The 14,979-nt window shown below is 65.6% G+C and carries 14 protein-coding genes; 12 read left to right on the forward strand and 2 right to left on the reverse strand.

Annotation, left to right across the window (positions count from 1 at the left end; all coding sequences use genetic code 11):
• Nucleotide 1 precedes the first annotated feature (1 nt).
• A complete protein-coding gene (xth, locus tag RX330_RS18765; protein ID WP_317239375.1) occupies nucleotides 2-799 on the reverse strand; it encodes an exodeoxyribonuclease III in 798 nt (265 codons plus the stop codon).
• A 133-nt stretch (nucleotides 800-932) separates the two neighbouring features.
• Here xth and RX330_RS18770 point away from each other — a divergent pair, with 133 nt between their 5' ends.
• A complete protein-coding gene (locus RX330_RS18770; protein WP_317239376.1) occupies nucleotides 933-3,263 on the forward strand; it encodes an ATP-binding protein in 2,331 nt (776 codons plus the stop codon).
• 4 nt (nucleotides 3,264-3,267) lie between these two features.
• Here RX330_RS18770 and erpA read toward each other — a convergent pair whose 3' ends face one another.
• Nucleotides 3,268-3,597: an iron-sulfur cluster insertion protein ErpA gene (gene erpA / locus RX330_RS18775; protein WP_212084647.1), complete on the reverse strand. Its 330-nt coding sequence runs from the start codon at nucleotides 3,595-3,597 to the stop codon at nucleotides 3,268-3,270.
• 117 nt (nucleotides 3,598-3,714) lie between these two features.
• Here erpA and RX330_RS18780 point away from each other — a divergent pair, with 117 nt between their 5' ends.
• The 11 genes from RX330_RS18780 to RX330_RS18830 all read left to right on the forward strand — a co-directional run bounded on the left by RX330_RS18780 (nucleotide 3,715) and on the right by RX330_RS18830 (nucleotide 14,885).
• A complete protein-coding gene (locus RX330_RS18780) occupies nucleotides 3,715-4,923 on the forward strand; it encodes a deoxyguanosinetriphosphate triphosphohydrolase (protein ID WP_317239377.1) in 1,209 nt (402 codons plus the stop codon).
• 9 nt (nucleotides 4,924-4,932) lie between these two features.
• Nucleotides 4,933-6,723, forward strand: a complete 1,791-nt coding sequence (gene argS / locus RX330_RS18785; RefSeq protein ID WP_317239378.1) for an arginine--tRNA ligase — start codon at nucleotides 4,933-4,935, stop codon at nucleotides 6,721-6,723.
• 140 nt (nucleotides 6,724-6,863) lie between these two features.
• Complete coding sequence (locus RX330_RS18790) at nucleotides 6,864-8,429, forward strand: SPOR domain-containing protein (RefSeq protein WP_317243928.1); 1,566 nt, start codon at nucleotides 6,864-6,866, stop codon at nucleotides 8,427-8,429.
• Nucleotides 8,430-8,475: 46 nt separating this feature from the next.
• Entirely contained in the window at nucleotides 8,476-9,504 is a 1,029-nt protein-coding gene (gene nagZ, locus RX330_RS18795; RefSeq protein WP_317239379.1) for a beta-N-acetylhexosaminidase, read from the forward strand.
• Nucleotides 9,501-10,340, forward strand: coding sequence for a segregation and condensation protein A (locus RX330_RS18800; protein ID WP_317239380.1), 840 nt, complete (start codon nucleotides 9,501-9,503; stop codon nucleotides 10,338-10,340). The genes nagZ and RX330_RS18800 overlap by 4 nt, the downstream gene beginning before the upstream one ends.
• A gap of 21 nt (nucleotides 10,341-10,361) precedes the next feature.
• A complete protein-coding gene (scpB, locus tag RX330_RS18805; RefSeq protein ID WP_317239381.1) occupies nucleotides 10,362-11,126 on the forward strand; it encodes an SMC-Scp complex subunit ScpB in 765 nt (254 codons plus the stop codon).
• A 167-nt stretch (nucleotides 11,127-11,293) separates the two neighbouring features.
• Nucleotides 11,294-11,530, forward strand: coding sequence for a twin-arginine translocase TatA/TatE family subunit (locus RX330_RS18810; protein WP_212084662.1), 237 nt, complete (start codon nucleotides 11,294-11,296; stop codon nucleotides 11,528-11,530).
• Nucleotides 11,531-11,618: 88 nt separating this feature from the next.
• On the forward strand, nucleotides 11,619-12,113 hold the full coding sequence (tatB, locus tag RX330_RS18815; protein WP_317239382.1) for a Sec-independent protein translocase protein TatB: 495 nt from the start codon (nucleotides 11,619-11,621) through the stop codon (nucleotides 12,111-12,113).
• The gene (tatC, locus tag RX330_RS18820) at nucleotides 12,110-12,925 is read left to right on the forward strand and encodes a twin-arginine translocase subunit TatC (protein ID WP_212084666.1); all 816 of its coding nucleotides are present in this window, start codon (nucleotides 12,110-12,112) and stop codon (nucleotides 12,923-12,925) included. Before tatB ends, tatC begins: the two co-directional genes overlap by 4 nt.
• 192 nt (nucleotides 12,926-13,117) lie before the next feature.
• Nucleotides 13,118-14,449, forward strand: a complete 1,332-nt coding sequence (gene serS / locus RX330_RS18825; protein ID WP_317239383.1) for a serine--tRNA ligase — start codon at nucleotides 13,118-13,120, stop codon at nucleotides 14,447-14,449.
• Nucleotides 14,450-14,522: 73 nt separating this feature from the next.
• Nucleotides 14,523-14,885: a hypothetical protein gene (locus tag RX330_RS18830; protein WP_212084670.1), complete on the forward strand. Its 363-nt coding sequence runs from the start codon at nucleotides 14,523-14,525 to the stop codon at nucleotides 14,883-14,885.
• Nucleotides 14,886-14,979: the final 94 nt, after the last annotated feature.

Raw genomic sequence — 14,979 nt, forward strand, 5'->3', positions numbered from 1 at the left:
CCTACGCCGCCTCCAGATCGAGATCCGCCCACACCGGCACGTGGTCCGACGGCTTCTCCCAAGCCCGCACATAGCTGTCGATCCCGACATTGGCGAGCCGGTCGCTGGCCTGCGGCGACAGCAGCAGATGGTCGATCCGCAGGCCATGGTTCTTCTGCCAGGCACCGGCCTGGTAATCCCAGAAGGTGTACAGCCCCGGTTCGTCGGTGACGGCGCGCAAGGCGTCGGTGAGGCCGAGGCCGAGCAGGGACTGAAAGCTCTCCCGGGTCTCGGTCTTGAACAGTGCGTCCTCGGTCCAGGCGGCGGGATTGTGCACGTCGCGGGCATGCGGGATGACGTTGAAGTCGCCGGCGAGGATCAGCGGCTCCTCGGTCTTGAGACGCTCCTTCGAATAGTCAAGAAGCCGCGACATCCACTTGAGCTTGTAGGGATATTTCTCGGTCCCGACCGGGTTGCCATTGGGCAGATAGAGGCAGGCGATGCGCAGGACCCCGCGCTTGAGCGTCACCACGCCTTCGAGGAAACGGGCATGCGCATCCTCGTCGTCGCCGGCGAGGCCCGACTTGGTCTCGTCGAAGCGGAGCTTGGAGAGCAGGGCGACGCCGTTGAATGTCTTCTGCCCGTGCGTGACCACGTTGTAGCCGAGCGCCTCGATCTCCAGCCGCGGGAAGGCCTCGTCGACGCATTTGATCTCCTGGAGGCAGACGATGTCCGGCTGGCACTCCTTCAGCCAGGTCAGCAGGAGGTCGATCCTCTGCCGGACCGAGTTCACGTTCCAGGTGGCAACTCTGATGGTCATGTCGGCGTGCTCCGGGCAGGGGCCATGGTTAGAACAAACTGCCAACGTGGCCGTCAAGGACGCGGCAAAATCTCCCACAAAATTAACCCGGCTTAAGCGCGCGCTGGGTCATTGATGCCAAAAAGGTTCTCGGATGGGATGGCCGGACAAATCGACAAAACGAACTGCGCCGCATGACCGCCTGATCGGCGCGTTCCTGTATTGGCTCGGCGGCTTCGAGATCGAGGACGGCCTGACCGCCGGTCTCAGCGAGCGCGAGATCCGCCGCATCCGCGCCAAGCAGGTCGATACGGTGACGCAGCTGATCCCGGTGACGATGGCGGTGACGATGCTGAGCGTCGTCATCGTGCTGATCCTGTTCTGGGGCCGGGGCTGGAACGACTTCCTCGCGATCTGGGGCCTGACGCTCGCCACCACCGCCTCGCTCGCGGTGCGCGCATGGCGCCGGTCGCATCGCAGCCCGCTGCAGGAGGCCTCGCCCCGCGCTGCGCGGCAAATGCTGCGGCAGGCGGTCTTCATCGCCGCGATCTGGGGCACGCTGCCGCTGGCGCTGTTCAGCCGCATCGAGCCGACCAGCCAGCTGCTCCTGGCCTGCCTGATGGTCGGCATGATGTCGGGCGGCGCCTTCACGCTCTCGACATTCCCGCGTGCCGGCCTCGTCTATCTCGCCACGATGACGATCGCCTGCGCCGGCGCGCTGCTGCTCTGCGGCACCGGGCACTATCTGATCACAGCGGTGTTCCTGCTGCTGTTCGCATTTTTCATGGCACGCAACATCGTCTCGCAAGGCAATCTGTTCCTCGGCAATCTCAAGGCCCAGCTCGAGCTCGAGCGCCAGACCGAGATCATCTCGCTGCTGCTGAAGGATTTTCAGGAGAACGCCAGCGACTGGCTGTGGCAGACCGACGCCGAGGGGCATCTGATCGACGTGCCCCAGCGCTTCGCCGACGTCGCCCAAGTGCCGCTGCCGCTGCTCAAGGGATCGCATTTCGCCGACGTGCTCGACATGCTGTGCCCGGAGGACAAGAGCGCGGCCTACAATGTCGTCGGCTTGATGGAGCAGAACGAGCCGCTGCACGAGATGAACCTCAAGGTCGTCGCCGGTGGCGAGGCGCGGCTGTGGTCGCTCACCGCCAAGCCGGCCTATGACCGCGAGGGACAGTTTCTCGGCTATCGCGGCTTTGGGCGCGACGTGACCGAGCGCTGGCGCGCGGAAAAGGCCGAGGCCGAAAGCCGTGCGAAATCCGACTTCCTGGCGGTGATGAGCCACGAGATCCGCACGCCGATGAACGGCGTGCTCGGGCTCGCCAGCATGCTGCTCGAGACCGAGCTCGATCCGGAGCAGCGCGAGGCCGTCACCACGATCCGCGAGTCCGGCGACAATCTCCAGCGCATCCTCAACGACATTCTCGACCTGTCCAAGCTCGAGGCCGGCCGCTTCGCGTTCGAGGCGGTCGACTTTGCCCCGCAGACGCTGGTCGAGACGGTCGCAAACGTCGCGCGCGCGAGTGCCAAGAGCAAGGGGCTGACGGTCAAGGTCGAGCTCGATCCGAACCTGCCGCCGACGCTGCGCGGCGATGTCGCGCGCATCCGCCAGGTGCTGCTCAACCTCGCCTCCAACGCGGTGAAGTTCACCGACGAAGGCGAGGTGACGATCTCCGCCACCTGCCGGGCGCGCCGCGACCTGCTCGCGACCGTCGAATGGACCGTGACCGACAGCGGCATCGGTATCGCCCCGGAAAAACTCGGTCAGCTCTTCAGCGACTTCGCGCAGGCCGATGCCTCGATCAGCCGCCGCTTCGGCGGCACCGGCCTCGGCCTTGCGATCAGCAGGCGCATCATCGAGCAGATGGGCGGCACCATCGGCGTCACCTCGACGCCGGGCGAGGGGTCGACCTTCCATTTCACGCTGGTGCTGCCCTGGAGCCCGACGCAGGCATCCGATCTGGTGCCCGGTCGCGACGAGGTCGATGAACTCAAGGCTCGCATTGCCGGCCTCGACCGGCCGCTGAAGGTGCTGGTCGCGGAGGACGATGCGGTCAACCGCATGGTCGTGAGCAAGATGTTAGGGGCCTTCGACGTCGATCTGCGGGTCGTCACAGATGGCGCCGAGGCCGTCACGGCCGCCGCCGAAGGCAATTACGATGTCGTGCTCATGGACGTGCGCATGCCCGACATGGACGGGCTCGCCGCCACCCGCGCGATCCGCGCGCAAGGCGGGCGCTTTGCGGCCTTGCCGATCGTCGCGCTGACCGCGAACGCTTTCCCCGAGGACGTCAGGATCTGCCGCGAGGCCGGCATGTCCGACTTCCTGGCCAAGCCGCTGCGCAAGCCGGCGCTGGTCGCGACATTGCTGCGTGCGCTGGACGGCCACGTGATATCGGAGGACGCGCCGCTCCAGCCGGAGCTGATGCCGTCGGTGGTGGAGTGGACGGACGAGGAAAGGCAGATCACGGGCGCCTAAGCGCTCAGATCGAAAAACTCGTCCCACAGCCGCAGGACGCCGTGGCGTTGGGATTGTTGACGCGGAACGAGGCGCCGATCAGATCATCGACGAAATCGACCTGGGACCCCTCCAGGAACGGTTGCGAGGCGGAATCGACCAGCACCACCGCATTGTCCTGCTCGATCACGAGATCGTCGTCGGTGCGGGCGCGGTCGATGTCGAACTTGTACTGGAAGCCCGAGCAGCCGCCGCCCTCGACCGAAATGCGCAGCATCGCGCCTGAGCCTTCGCCCTTGAGGATCTCCCCAATCCGGCGTGCGGCCCGGTCGCTGATGGTCACGGCAGTCGTCATTGCTGGTCTCCGATAGTCCCGTCGTCCGGCGTCATACCCATTTCATTTGGTATCCCGCGTTCGGCATAGTTAAGTGCCACCATACGCAGAATCAAATGGATAGGGACTAAATTCGCCGTGTCCGTCGGAATGGCAGCCCCCCGCGCGCCCTATGCCTGCGACCCCGACCGCAGCCGCGGCCGGCTGGTCGCCGAGCCGCCGAGCCGGACCCGCAGCCCGTTCCGGCGGGATTGCGACCGGGTGATCCACTCCACCGCGTTCCGCCGCCTGAAGTACAAGACCCAGGTGTTCGTGTTCCATGAGGGGGATCACTACCGCACCCGCCTGACCCATTCGCTGGAAGTGGCCCAGATCGCCCGCGCGCTGGCCCGGCAGCTCGGGCTCGACGAGGACCTCACCGAGACCCTGGCGCTGGCGCATGATCTCGGTCATCCCCCGTTCGGCCATGCCGGCGAACGGGCGCTGGATGCCTGCCTCAAGGATTTCGGCGGCTTCGATCACAACGCCCAGACGCTCCGCGTCGTCGCCTCGCTGGAGCACCGCTATCCCGAGTTCGACGGGTTGAACCTGACGTGGGAGTCGCTGGAGGGCATCGTCAAGCACAACGGCCCGCTGACCGACCGCAGCGGTGCCCCGGTCGGGCGCTATCGCGAGCACGGCATTCCCGTCGGGATCGCCGACTACATCAAGACCTACCACCTCGAATTGTGGAGCTTCGCCTCACTGGAGGCGCAGGTCGCCGCCATCGCCGACGACATCGCCTATGACGCCCACGATATCGACGACGGCCTGCGCGCCGGCCTGTTCCATCTCGACGATCTCAAGGTGATGCCGCTCACGGCGGAGATCATCGCCGAGACCTCCGCCCATTATCCTGAACTCGAAGACCTCAGGCGCGGCGCCGAACTGGTGCGCGAGCTGATCTCGCACCTGATCGGCGCGGTGTTCGCGCAGGCGCAGAAGAATCTCGCCGCGGTGAAGCCGCAGTCGGCCCAGGACGTGCGCCGGCAGAGCAGGGCCCTGATCGCGTTCCCGGCCGAGGTCGCGGAGGAGGAGGCCGCCATCAAGCGCTTCCTGTACCAGCATATGTACCGTCACAAGCGGGTGATGCGGGTGATGGGGGAGGCGGAGCAGATCCTGTTCGATCTGTTTGCGAAATACCTGCAATCTCCTGGCGAGCTGCCGCCGGAATGGCTGCTGGGGGCAGAGGCGGACAATGAGGGCGACCGGGCCCGCCGGATTGGCAATTTCATCGCCGGAATGACCGACCGTTTCGCCCTGACCGAGCACCAGCGGCTTTTTGACTCGACCCCGGATTTGCGTTAGGCGGCGGCCATGCCCGACACATCCTCATCCCTGCATCTGTTCGCCGATGTGCTCGCACGCGTGCACGGCGCCTGTCGCGCGCTTGCGGCGGACGCCAACTGGCCCGAGGGCATCGATTTCTCGCGCGTGGTGGTCGAGCCGCCGCGCGATGCCTCCCATGGCGACATGGCGACCAACGCCGCCATGGTGCTGGCGAAAGAGGCAAAGGCCAAGCCCCGCGATCTCGCCGAGCGGATTGCCGAGCGGCTGCGCACTGATGCACTGATCGCCAAGGTCGACGTCGCCGGTCCCGGCTTCATCAATCTGACCCTGAAGCCGGCCGCCTGGGCCGAAGCGCTGCGCACCGTGTTGCGCGAGGGGGCCGATTACGGCCGTATCCGCGGTGGTGCGAAGGTCAATGTCGAATACGTCTCGGCCAATCCGACCGGACCGATGCATGTCGGCCATTGCCGCGGCGCCGTGTTCGGCGACGCCCTGTCGAGCCTGCTCCAGTTCGCCGGCCACGACGTCACGCGCGAATATTACATCAATGACGCCGGCGCCCAGGTCGACGTGCTCGCCCGCTCCGCCTTCCTCAGATACCGCGAGGCGCTGGGAGCGGACATCGGTGCGATCCCGGAAGGGCTCTATCCCGGCGACTACCTCAAGCCAGTCGGCGCAGCACTGGCGAAGGAGCATGGCGACAAGCTCCTCGCGATGAGCGAGGCTCATTGGCTGCCCACCGTCCGGGTCAAGGCGATCGCGATGATGATGGACGAGATCAAGGACGATCTCGCGGCCCTCAATATCCGCCACGACGTGTTCTTCTCAGAGCGCTCGCTGATCGAGACCGGCAACAACAAGGTCGCCGAGACCATCGATTTCCTGAAGGCCAAGGGCGACATCTACGAAGGCCGCCTGCCGCCGCCGAAGGGCGCTCCGGTCGAGGATTGGGAAGACCGCGAGCAGCTTCTGTTCAAGGCGACCGCCTATGGCGACGATGTCGATCGTCCGCTGATCAAGTCGGATGGTTCCTACACCTACTTCGCCTCCGACATCGCCTATCACAAGAACAAGTTCGACCGCGGCTTTGCCGAGATGATCGACGTCTGGGGCGCCGACCATGGCGGCTACATCAAGCGGATGCAGGCGGCGGTGAAGGCGACCACGTCGGGCAAGGGATCGCTCGACGTCAAGATCGTCCAGCTCGTGAAGTTGCTGCGCAATGGCGAGCCGGTGAAAATGTCCAAGCGAAGCGGGGACTTCGTCACCTTGCGTGAGGTGGTGGATGAAGTCGGCCAGGACGCCGTCCGCTTCATGATGCTGTACCGCAAGAACGACGCGGTGCTCGACTTCGACCTCGCCAAGGTCATGGAGCAGTCGCGCGACAATCCGGTGTTCTACGTCCAGTACGGCCATGCCCGCGGCCACTCGATCTTCCGCAACGCGCGAGCCGAGGTGTTCCCGGAGCTGCCGGAGGATTCGGCCAAGCGCATCGCCTGGCTCAGTGAGTCGGCGGTGGAACGGTTGTCAGACCCGGTCGAGCTTGAACTTCTCAAGCGCCTCGCAATATATCCTCGCATGCTCGAAGCCGCCGCGGCGGCCCACGAGCCGCACCGAATTGCCTTTTATCTCTATGATTTAGCCAGCGAATTTCATGCACTTTGGACGAAGGGGCGCGATTTGCCCTATTTACGCTTCATTATCAATAATGATGCAGATCTAACGAAGGCGCGGCTGGCCATGGTCCAGGGCGTCGTCTCGGTTCTGGCATCGGGCCTCGCCATCCTCGGCGTCCATGCCCCGAACGAGATGCGGTAGTTTGGGGCGAACTACTTAAGGGAAATTCGGGGGTAACCGGCAGAAGCCGGATCGCTTAGACTTGGTTGAAAGCCTTGTGGGTCGAAAGCCGTGCCTTGGTCGAGGGGCGCGCGGCTTTCCCGAAGGGACGCATCATCACGATGGCCGAACGATATCAGGACAGACCGTTTCCTTCCGATGACTATGGTCGCGGTGGCGATCAGCATGGGAGGGCGGAAAGCGATCCCTTGGCTGAGCTGGCCCGCCTGATCGGACAGACCGATCCTTTCGCCGCGCAGTCGCGGCCGACTGCTCCACCGGCAGCGCCGGCCCTGAACTATCGGGACGACGATTACCGCCAGGATGACGACCAGCAGGACTATGCCGAGCCGGCCTCGCAGACTCCGCCCGGGCCGCCCTCATGGATGCGCCGCGCCAATGTGCAGCCGCAGCCGGCACCCGTGCCGGAGCCTGACTATCCCGTCTCCGTGAATCCGGTCCATCCTCTGCATCGCTATTCAGCCCAGCCCGCTGCGTCCGAGCCTGATCTTCATCAGCCGCATGCCTATCAGGATCACGCCTATCAGGGGCAGGCTTACCAGCCGCAGGATCACGCCCACCAGCAGCAAGCCGATCAGAGCCAATATCAGCAGCCCGATCCGTCGCGCTACGACGATGCGCTCTATGGTCGGCTCGAGGCAGGCGAGCAGGACTACCAGCGTGAGCCGGCCTATCCGGACGATCCCTACGCCTATCAGAGCGACTATCCCGAGCCCGAACTCGAGGAGCCGAAGAAGCAGCGCGGCGGCATGATGACGGTCGCGGCGATCCTGGCGCTTGCCGTCGTCGGCACGGGCGCAGCCTTTGCCTACAAGACCTATGTCGGTTCGCCCCGCAGCGGTGAGCCGCCGATCATCAAGGCCGACAATACCCCGACCAAGATCGTGCCTGCGCCGGCGGATTCGTCGGCCAAGGTGCCGGATCGCATGGCGAGCGGCGATGGCGCCGAGAAGATCGTGCCGCGCGAAGAGGCGCCGGTCGATGTCGCAGCCAAGGCGGGCGGCCCCCGCGTGGTGTTCCCGCCGCTGAACCAGAATGCGAACCCGCCGTCGGTCGCGAGCGTGTCGCCGTCCGCTGCGCCGCCGCCGGGCGCGGGGCTGGCTGCCAGCAATGGCACGCTGCCGAACAATTCGCCGCGCGCGATCAGGACCGTAGCCGTGAAGGGCGATCAGACCGATAGTGCCGCGCCGCAATCCGCCGCGGCCAGGCCCACGCCCACGACGGCTGCACCAAAGCCTGTTGCTGCACCCGTCGCACCGGCCGCGCCGCGCAATCCGCCGACCTCCGCCAATGCCAGCGCCAACCAGCCGATGTCGCTGGCACCGCAATCGGCGCCGGCGACTGAGCCACCGCAGCGCCTGGCTGCGACCGCCCCCACTCAGATCGCGCCCAGCAGCAGCAGCGGTGGTGGCGGCTACATCGTGCAAGTCTCCTCGCAGCAGAGCGAGGATAGCGCCGCCGCCTCGTATCGCGTGCTTCAGAGCAAGTATGGCAGCGTGCTCGGCTCCCGCTCGCCGGTGATCAAGCGCGTCGACCTCACCGACAAGGGCAAGGGGGTCGTCTATCGCGCCTTCGCCGGGCCATATGCTTCGGCTGAGGAGGCGACGCAGGCCTGCAACAGCCTGAAGTCGGCAGGCCTGTCCGCCTGCTTCGTCCAGAGGAATTAACGGCCGTTTCCTTGACCCCCTCGCGGGTCAGGGTTAATCGGCCGTTATGAGCACGCGGGCCTTCATTACCGGCGTATCCGGAACCGAACTGACCGCCGCCGAGCGGGAGTTCATCCGCGACCAGCGCCCATGGGGTTTCATCCTCTTCAAGCGCAATGTCTCTACGCCCGTCCAAGTCGCTGCATTGGTTGCGGAATTGCGGACGGCGGCAGGTCTCGCTGACGCGCCGGTCCTGATCGACCAGGAGGGCGGACGGGTGCAGCGGCTGGGTCCGCCGCACTGGCCGGTCTATCCGCCGGGCGCCGTATTCTCGAATTTGTACGACACTGATTCGGCCCTCGGGCTCACCGCGGCGCGCCTGAGCGCCCGCCTGATCGCAGCTGATCTCGTCGATCTCGGGATTACCGTGGATTGCCTGCCGCTGGCCGACGTGCCGGTGGCCGGCGCCGATGCCGTCATCGGGAACCGGGCCTATGGCACCGAGCCGGGCAAGGTCGCGGCGATCGCGCGTGCCGTCACCGAAGGGCTGGAGCAGGGCGGCGTGCTGCCGGTCCTCAAACACATTCCCGGCCATGGCCGGGCCACCGCGGACACCCATTTCCAGCTGCCGACGGTTGATACGCCGAGAGCCGAGCTGGAACAGACCGACTTCGCGGCGTTCAAACCGCTGGCGGATCTGCCGATGGCCATGACTGCACATGTTGTGTTTAGCGCGGTCGACCCCGCCCATCCGGCGACGACATCTGCGACAATGATTGCTGACGTGATTCGCGGCGCAATCGGGTTCCAGGGTTTGTTAATGAGTGATGACGTGTCGATGAACGCGCTGTCGGGGAATATCGCCGAACGGACCCGCGCCATCTTCGCGGCCGGTTGCGACGTGGCCCTGCATTGCAACGGCAACATCGAGGAGATGCGCGAGGTCGCCGGCCAGACACCTGAACTGTCCGGCAGGGCGCTCGAGCGGGCGAACGCCGCGCTCGCCGCACGCAGGCCGCCGCAGCCGTTCGACCGGGCGGCCGCGCGCACTGAGCTGGACGCATTGATCGCACGGGCAAACACGGCATCCGCATGACCGCAGAAATTCTATCCTTCGAAACCGGGCGGCCCGCAGAGCTTGCCGAGGGTGAGCCGGCGTTGGTGGTCGACGTCGAGGGCTATGAGGGCCCGCTCGACCTGCTGCTCGCGCTGGCGCGGCAGCAGAAGGTCGATCTCGCCAAGATCTCGATCCTGGCGCTCGCCGACCAGTATCTCCACTTCATCGAAGCCGCGCGAAAAATCCGGCTGGAGCTCGCCGCCGACTACCTCGTCATGGCGGCCTGGCTCGCCTTCCTGAAGTCGCGCCTGCTGCTGCCGGAGCCGCCGAGTGCGGAAGGCCCGAGCGCGGAGCAGATGGCGACGGCGCTTGCCAACCGTCTGCGCCGGCTGGAAGCCATTCGCGAGGCCGCCAACCGGCTGATGAACAGGCCGCAACTGCAGCGTGACATCTTCCCGCGCGGCGAGCCCGAGCAGATCGCCGAAATCAGGCACCCGAAATACACGGCGACGCTGTACGATTTGCTCACCGCCTATGCCTCGCAGCGCCAGTCGCGCGTGCTGGCGAGCGTGCATCTGGCCAAGCGCACGGTGTGGTCGCTCGCCGAGGCGCGCGCCACGCTGGAGCGGCTGGTCGGCAGCATCAGCGAGCAGGACGATTGGGGCGTGCTCGACGATTTCCTGGTCCGCCACGTCGCCGACCCGACGCAGCGCGCGACGGTGTTCGCCTCGAGCTTTGCCGCCGCGCTCGAACTCGTGCGCGAAGGTCAGCTGGAACTGAACCAGAAAGAGGCGTTTGCGCCGATCTATTTCCGGAAGGGGCGCCCGAAACCGGTCCCGGACGCAGTTCCTGCGTCTGATGCGCCGGTCGGTTAAGTGCAAGAAGGAGAAGCTACCATGGCAAGCCTGGCTGAAATGCGGGTAGACGAGGCCGAGCCGATGGAGAACGAAACCCAGGCACGTCCCGAGGAACTGCGGCTGCTGGAAGCGCTGCTGTTTGCTTCGAGTGAACCGCTGGATACCGCGACGCTGGCCAAGCGCATGCCCGAGGGTGTCGACGTCAAGGCCGCGCTCGAGCAGCTCCAGGCCGACTATTCCTTGCGCGGAGTGAATCTCGTTCGCGTCGCCAACAAATGGACCTTTCGCACCGCCGGCGATCTCGCCTGGCTGATGACGCGGGAGAGCACCGAGACCCGCCGCCTTTCGCGCGCGGCCATCGAGGTGCTGGCGATCATTGCCTATCACCAGCCGGTGACGCGCGCCGAGATCGAGGAGATCCGCGGCGTCGTCACCTCGAAGGGCACGCTGGACGTGCTGCTGGAGACCGGCTGGATCAAGCCGCGTGGACGGCGCAAGACGCCCGGCCGTCCGCTGACCTTCGGAACCACCGAGGACTTCCTGTCGCAGTTCACCCTGGAACAGCTCGGCGATCTGCCGGGTCTGGAGGAGCTGAAGGGTACGGGCCTGTTGGATTCGCGTCTGCCGACCGGGTTCAGCGTGCCGACGCCTTCTGACGATCCGCAGCTCCGCGAGGACGAGGATCCGCTGGAACCGGGCGACGACCTCGATCTGGCGCTGGCGCCCGCGGTCGAGCCCGAAACCCCGGAAGAGACGCCGGACGGCGGCAAAGAAGGCGGCGGCGAGGGTGGCACCGAGGAGTGAGCACCCGGCTGTTTGCGGGCTCCTGCGACCAGTTAACACTAGCAAGATTACGTAGTGCCGACAGCGAATTGGCACTGCCTTGGTCCTTGTTTTTGAGCCCTGCCAAGCCTACGTTCCGGTGAAGATCGGCCGGGTCCCCTGGCCATGCGCGTTTGGAGGGTTGCAGGATGGGTTCACTCAGCATTTGGCACTGGATCCTGGTGATCGCAGTGGTCCTGCTGCTGTTCGGCCGCGGCAAGATTTCGGATCTGATGGGCGACGTGGCGCAGGGCATCAAGGCATTCAAGAAGGGCATGCAGGACGACGACAAGTCCGGTGACAAGCCCGAGCCGGCCAAGTCCATCGAGCACAACAATGCCGCGCCGACCGCGGCACGGTCCGACGTCGGCAGCAAGGCCGTCTGAGCCGAAAGAAGCACGCGAGACGCGGCCAGCGCCCCGATCCTGCGCGCGAGGGTTGGGCCGGCTGCGGCTGGCGTGAACGGAAGACCTCATGTTCGACATCGGGTGGAGTGAACTGGTCCTCATCGGGGTCGTGGCCCTGATCGCCATCGGCCCGAAAGAGCTGCCGGGCGTGCTGCGCATGGTCGGACAGTGGATGAGCAAAGCGCGCAAGATGGCCGCCGAATTCCAGGGCCAGTTCCAGGAAGCGATGCGCGAGGCCGAAATGGCCGACCTCAAGAAGAGCTTCGACGAGGTCAAGGAAGCCGCGACGGGATTCAATCCGCTGACCTCGCTCCAGAAGGACGTCAGCGACGCGCTCCGCGTCGATGCGCTCGACAAGCCGGCCGAGACGTCCACGACGACTGCCGTTGAACCCCCGACGACTCCCACCACGCCGGAAGCGCCGACGCCGGCGACCTTCATGGAAGCCGAGGCGCATGCGGCCGCGAACGAGCCGCTCGCGATCACCCGCGAGGTCGAGCAAGCGGCCGTCGCGCAGGACACCGCGCCATCCGAAGCGATCAAGGACGCCAAAGCGTCATGACCGACGCCGATATCGAGGCCAGCAAAGCCCCGCTGATGGACCATCTGATCGAGCTGCGTTCGCGGCTGATCAAGGCGTTGCTCGGCTTCGGCCTTGCCTTCATCTTCTGCTTCTTCTTCGCCAAGCAGATCTACAACGTGCTGGTCTGGCCGTTCGTGTGGATCGCTGGCCCCGAGAACTCGAAATTCATCTACACGGCGCTGCTGGAATATTTCATCACCCAGCTCAAGCTCGCGCTGTTCGGCGCCGGCTTCATCTCGTTCCCGGTCATCGCGACGCAGATCTATGGATTTGTGGCGCCCGGACTGTACAAGCACGAGAAGCAGGCCTTCCTGCCATATCTGGTCGCGACTCCCTTCTTCTTCGTGCTGGGGTCCGCACTGGTCTATTTCGTCGTGCTGCCGATGCTGGTGCGGTTCTCGCTCGGCATGCAGCAGGCCGGCGGCGACGAGACCGCGCAGATCCAGCTCCTGCCCAAGGTCGGCGAATATCTGTCGCTGATGATGTCGCTGATCTTCGCCTTCGGCATCGCCTTCCAGCTTCCGGTGATCCTGACTCTGCTCGGCCGCATCGGCATCGTGACCTCGAAGATGCTGCGCGAGAAGCGCCGCTATTTCATCGTCATCGCCTTCGTCATCGCAGCCGTGCTGACCCCGCCCGACGTGCTCAGTCAGTGCTCCCTGGCGTTTCCCCTGATGGCGCTCTACGAGGGCTCGATCATCGCGGTCGGGATCGTGGAGAAGAAGGCGGCGGCAGCCGCGCAGGCGACCAGCGGCACCGATGTCTCGACGCCGGCCAATCCGGCAGAGTAGGGCGGTAAACCCTCCGGCGTCATTCCCCGCGCATGCGGGGAATCCAGTACGCTGCGGCCTATCGTGGAATCACTGCCGTCTCTGGAATACTGGATCATCCGCTTTCGCGGATGATGACAGCTGTGCTAGGGGAGGCGCGCTGGCGTACAACGTTTTCCGGTGTACGTTTACGCGCTTCCCGGGACCACAGCCATGCACGACATCAAATCGATCCGCGACAATCCGCAAGCCTTCGACGCCGGCCTCGCACGGCGGGGTCTGAAGCCGCTGTCGGCCTCGTTGCTCGCGATCGACGAGAAGCGGCGGGCGGCGATCCTGGCCTCCGAGCAGGCGCAGGCGCGGCGCAACGCGGCCTCCAAGGAGATCGGCGACGCCAAGAAGGCCAAGGACGAGGCACGCGCTGCGACGCTGATGGCCGAGGTCGCCGAGCTCAAGACTACGATGCCGGAGCTCGAAGCGGCTGCGAAGGCTGCCGACGACGAGCTGACGAAGGAGCTGTCGGCGATACCGAACATTCCGTTCGACGAGGTGCCCGATGGCGTCGACGAGCACGGCAATTTGCAGCGCCACGTGTACGGCAACAAGCGCAACTACGGTTTCACGCCGAAGCTCCACGACGATCTCGGCACCGCGCTCGGCTACATGGATTTCGAGGCAGCGGCAAAACTCTCCGGCGCGCGCTTCGTTGTGCTGAAGAAGGGGCTGGCGCGGCTCGAACGCGCGATCGGCCAGTTCATGCTGGACCTGCACACGACGGAGCACGGCTACACCGAGATCAATCCGCCGCTCCTGGTGCGCAACGAGGTGATGTTCGGCACCGGACAATTGCCGAAATTCGAGGACGATCAGTTCTGGGCGATCAAGGGCGAGTTGCTCGCTGCGCCTGACCATGAGCGGCTCAAGACTGAGCGCCTTGGCCTCATCCCGACCGCCGAGGTGTCGCTCACCAACCTCGCTCGGGAATCCATCCTGGACGAGAAGCAATTGCCGATGCGGCTCACCGCGCTGACGCCGTGCTTTCGCGCCGAAGCCGGGGCTGCGGGCCGCGACACCCGGGGCATGATCCGCCAGCACCAGTTCACCAAGGTCGAACTGGTGTCGATGACGACGCCGGAGGTGAGCAAGGACGAGCTGGAGCGGATGCTGTCCTGCGCCGAGCAGGTGCTGCAGCGGCTCGGGCTGCATTACCGCGTGATGACGCTCTGCGCAGGCGATATGGGTTTCTCGTCGCAAAAAACCTATGACATCGAGGTCTGGATGCCGGGCCAGGGCGAGGGCGGGGCGTTCCGCGAGATCTCCAGCTGCTCGGTCTGCGGCGACTTCCAGGCTCGGCGCATGGATGCGCGCTCGCGCGGCCCGGACGGCAAACCGCGTTTCGTGCACACCCTGAACGGCTCCGGCACCGCGGTCGGTCGCGCACTGATCGCCGTGATGGAAACCTATCAGCAGGAGGACGGCTCGATCGCGGTCCCCGACGTGCTGCAGCCCTATATGGGCGGTCTGAAGGTGATCGCGCGCGACTAACGCTAAAAACGATTGGTTGCGAAGATCGGACGGGCGGCTATCCTGCCGGCCCGTCCACGCGAACCCACCGTTCATGGCCTTGCACCGCGACATCTTCTGGGTCGGCAGACAATGGGCGGTGACGGCTGCCGGCATCCAGGCCGTGGACCAGCGCCTGCGCGGTGTGCTCGACATCGAGCTCGCGCGGCTGTGGGACGACGATCTCGTGCAGAGCCGGCGGGCCAAGCCCGGTGTGAATATAGCAGACTTCGACAAGGCGCTGACGGTGGCGCGCGAACGCTTTCCGCAGGCGCCCGAGTTGGACCCGTTCGTTGCGCAATTGGAGGCGCTCGGCGTGATCGAGGCTCCCGTGGTGAGCCCGGTCGTACCGGCGATGCAGCTGCGTGCGGAGGGCCGGCTGGCGCGCTTCCTGCCGCAATGGCGCATCCGCCGGTAACGGGCTCAAGCCGGAACCTGCCACCAGGGTCCCTGGCAGCCGGTTTGCCTGATCGGCCGGAGCCGGATAAGACGGCTCAGACCCCCTTCAGGAA

Origin of the sequence: Bradyrhizobium sp. NDS-1, assembly GCF_032918005.1 — a bacterium.
In the GTDB taxonomy this organism is placed as follows: Bacteria; Pseudomonadota; Alphaproteobacteria; order Rhizobiales; family Xanthobacteraceae; genus Bradyrhizobium; species Bradyrhizobium tunisiense.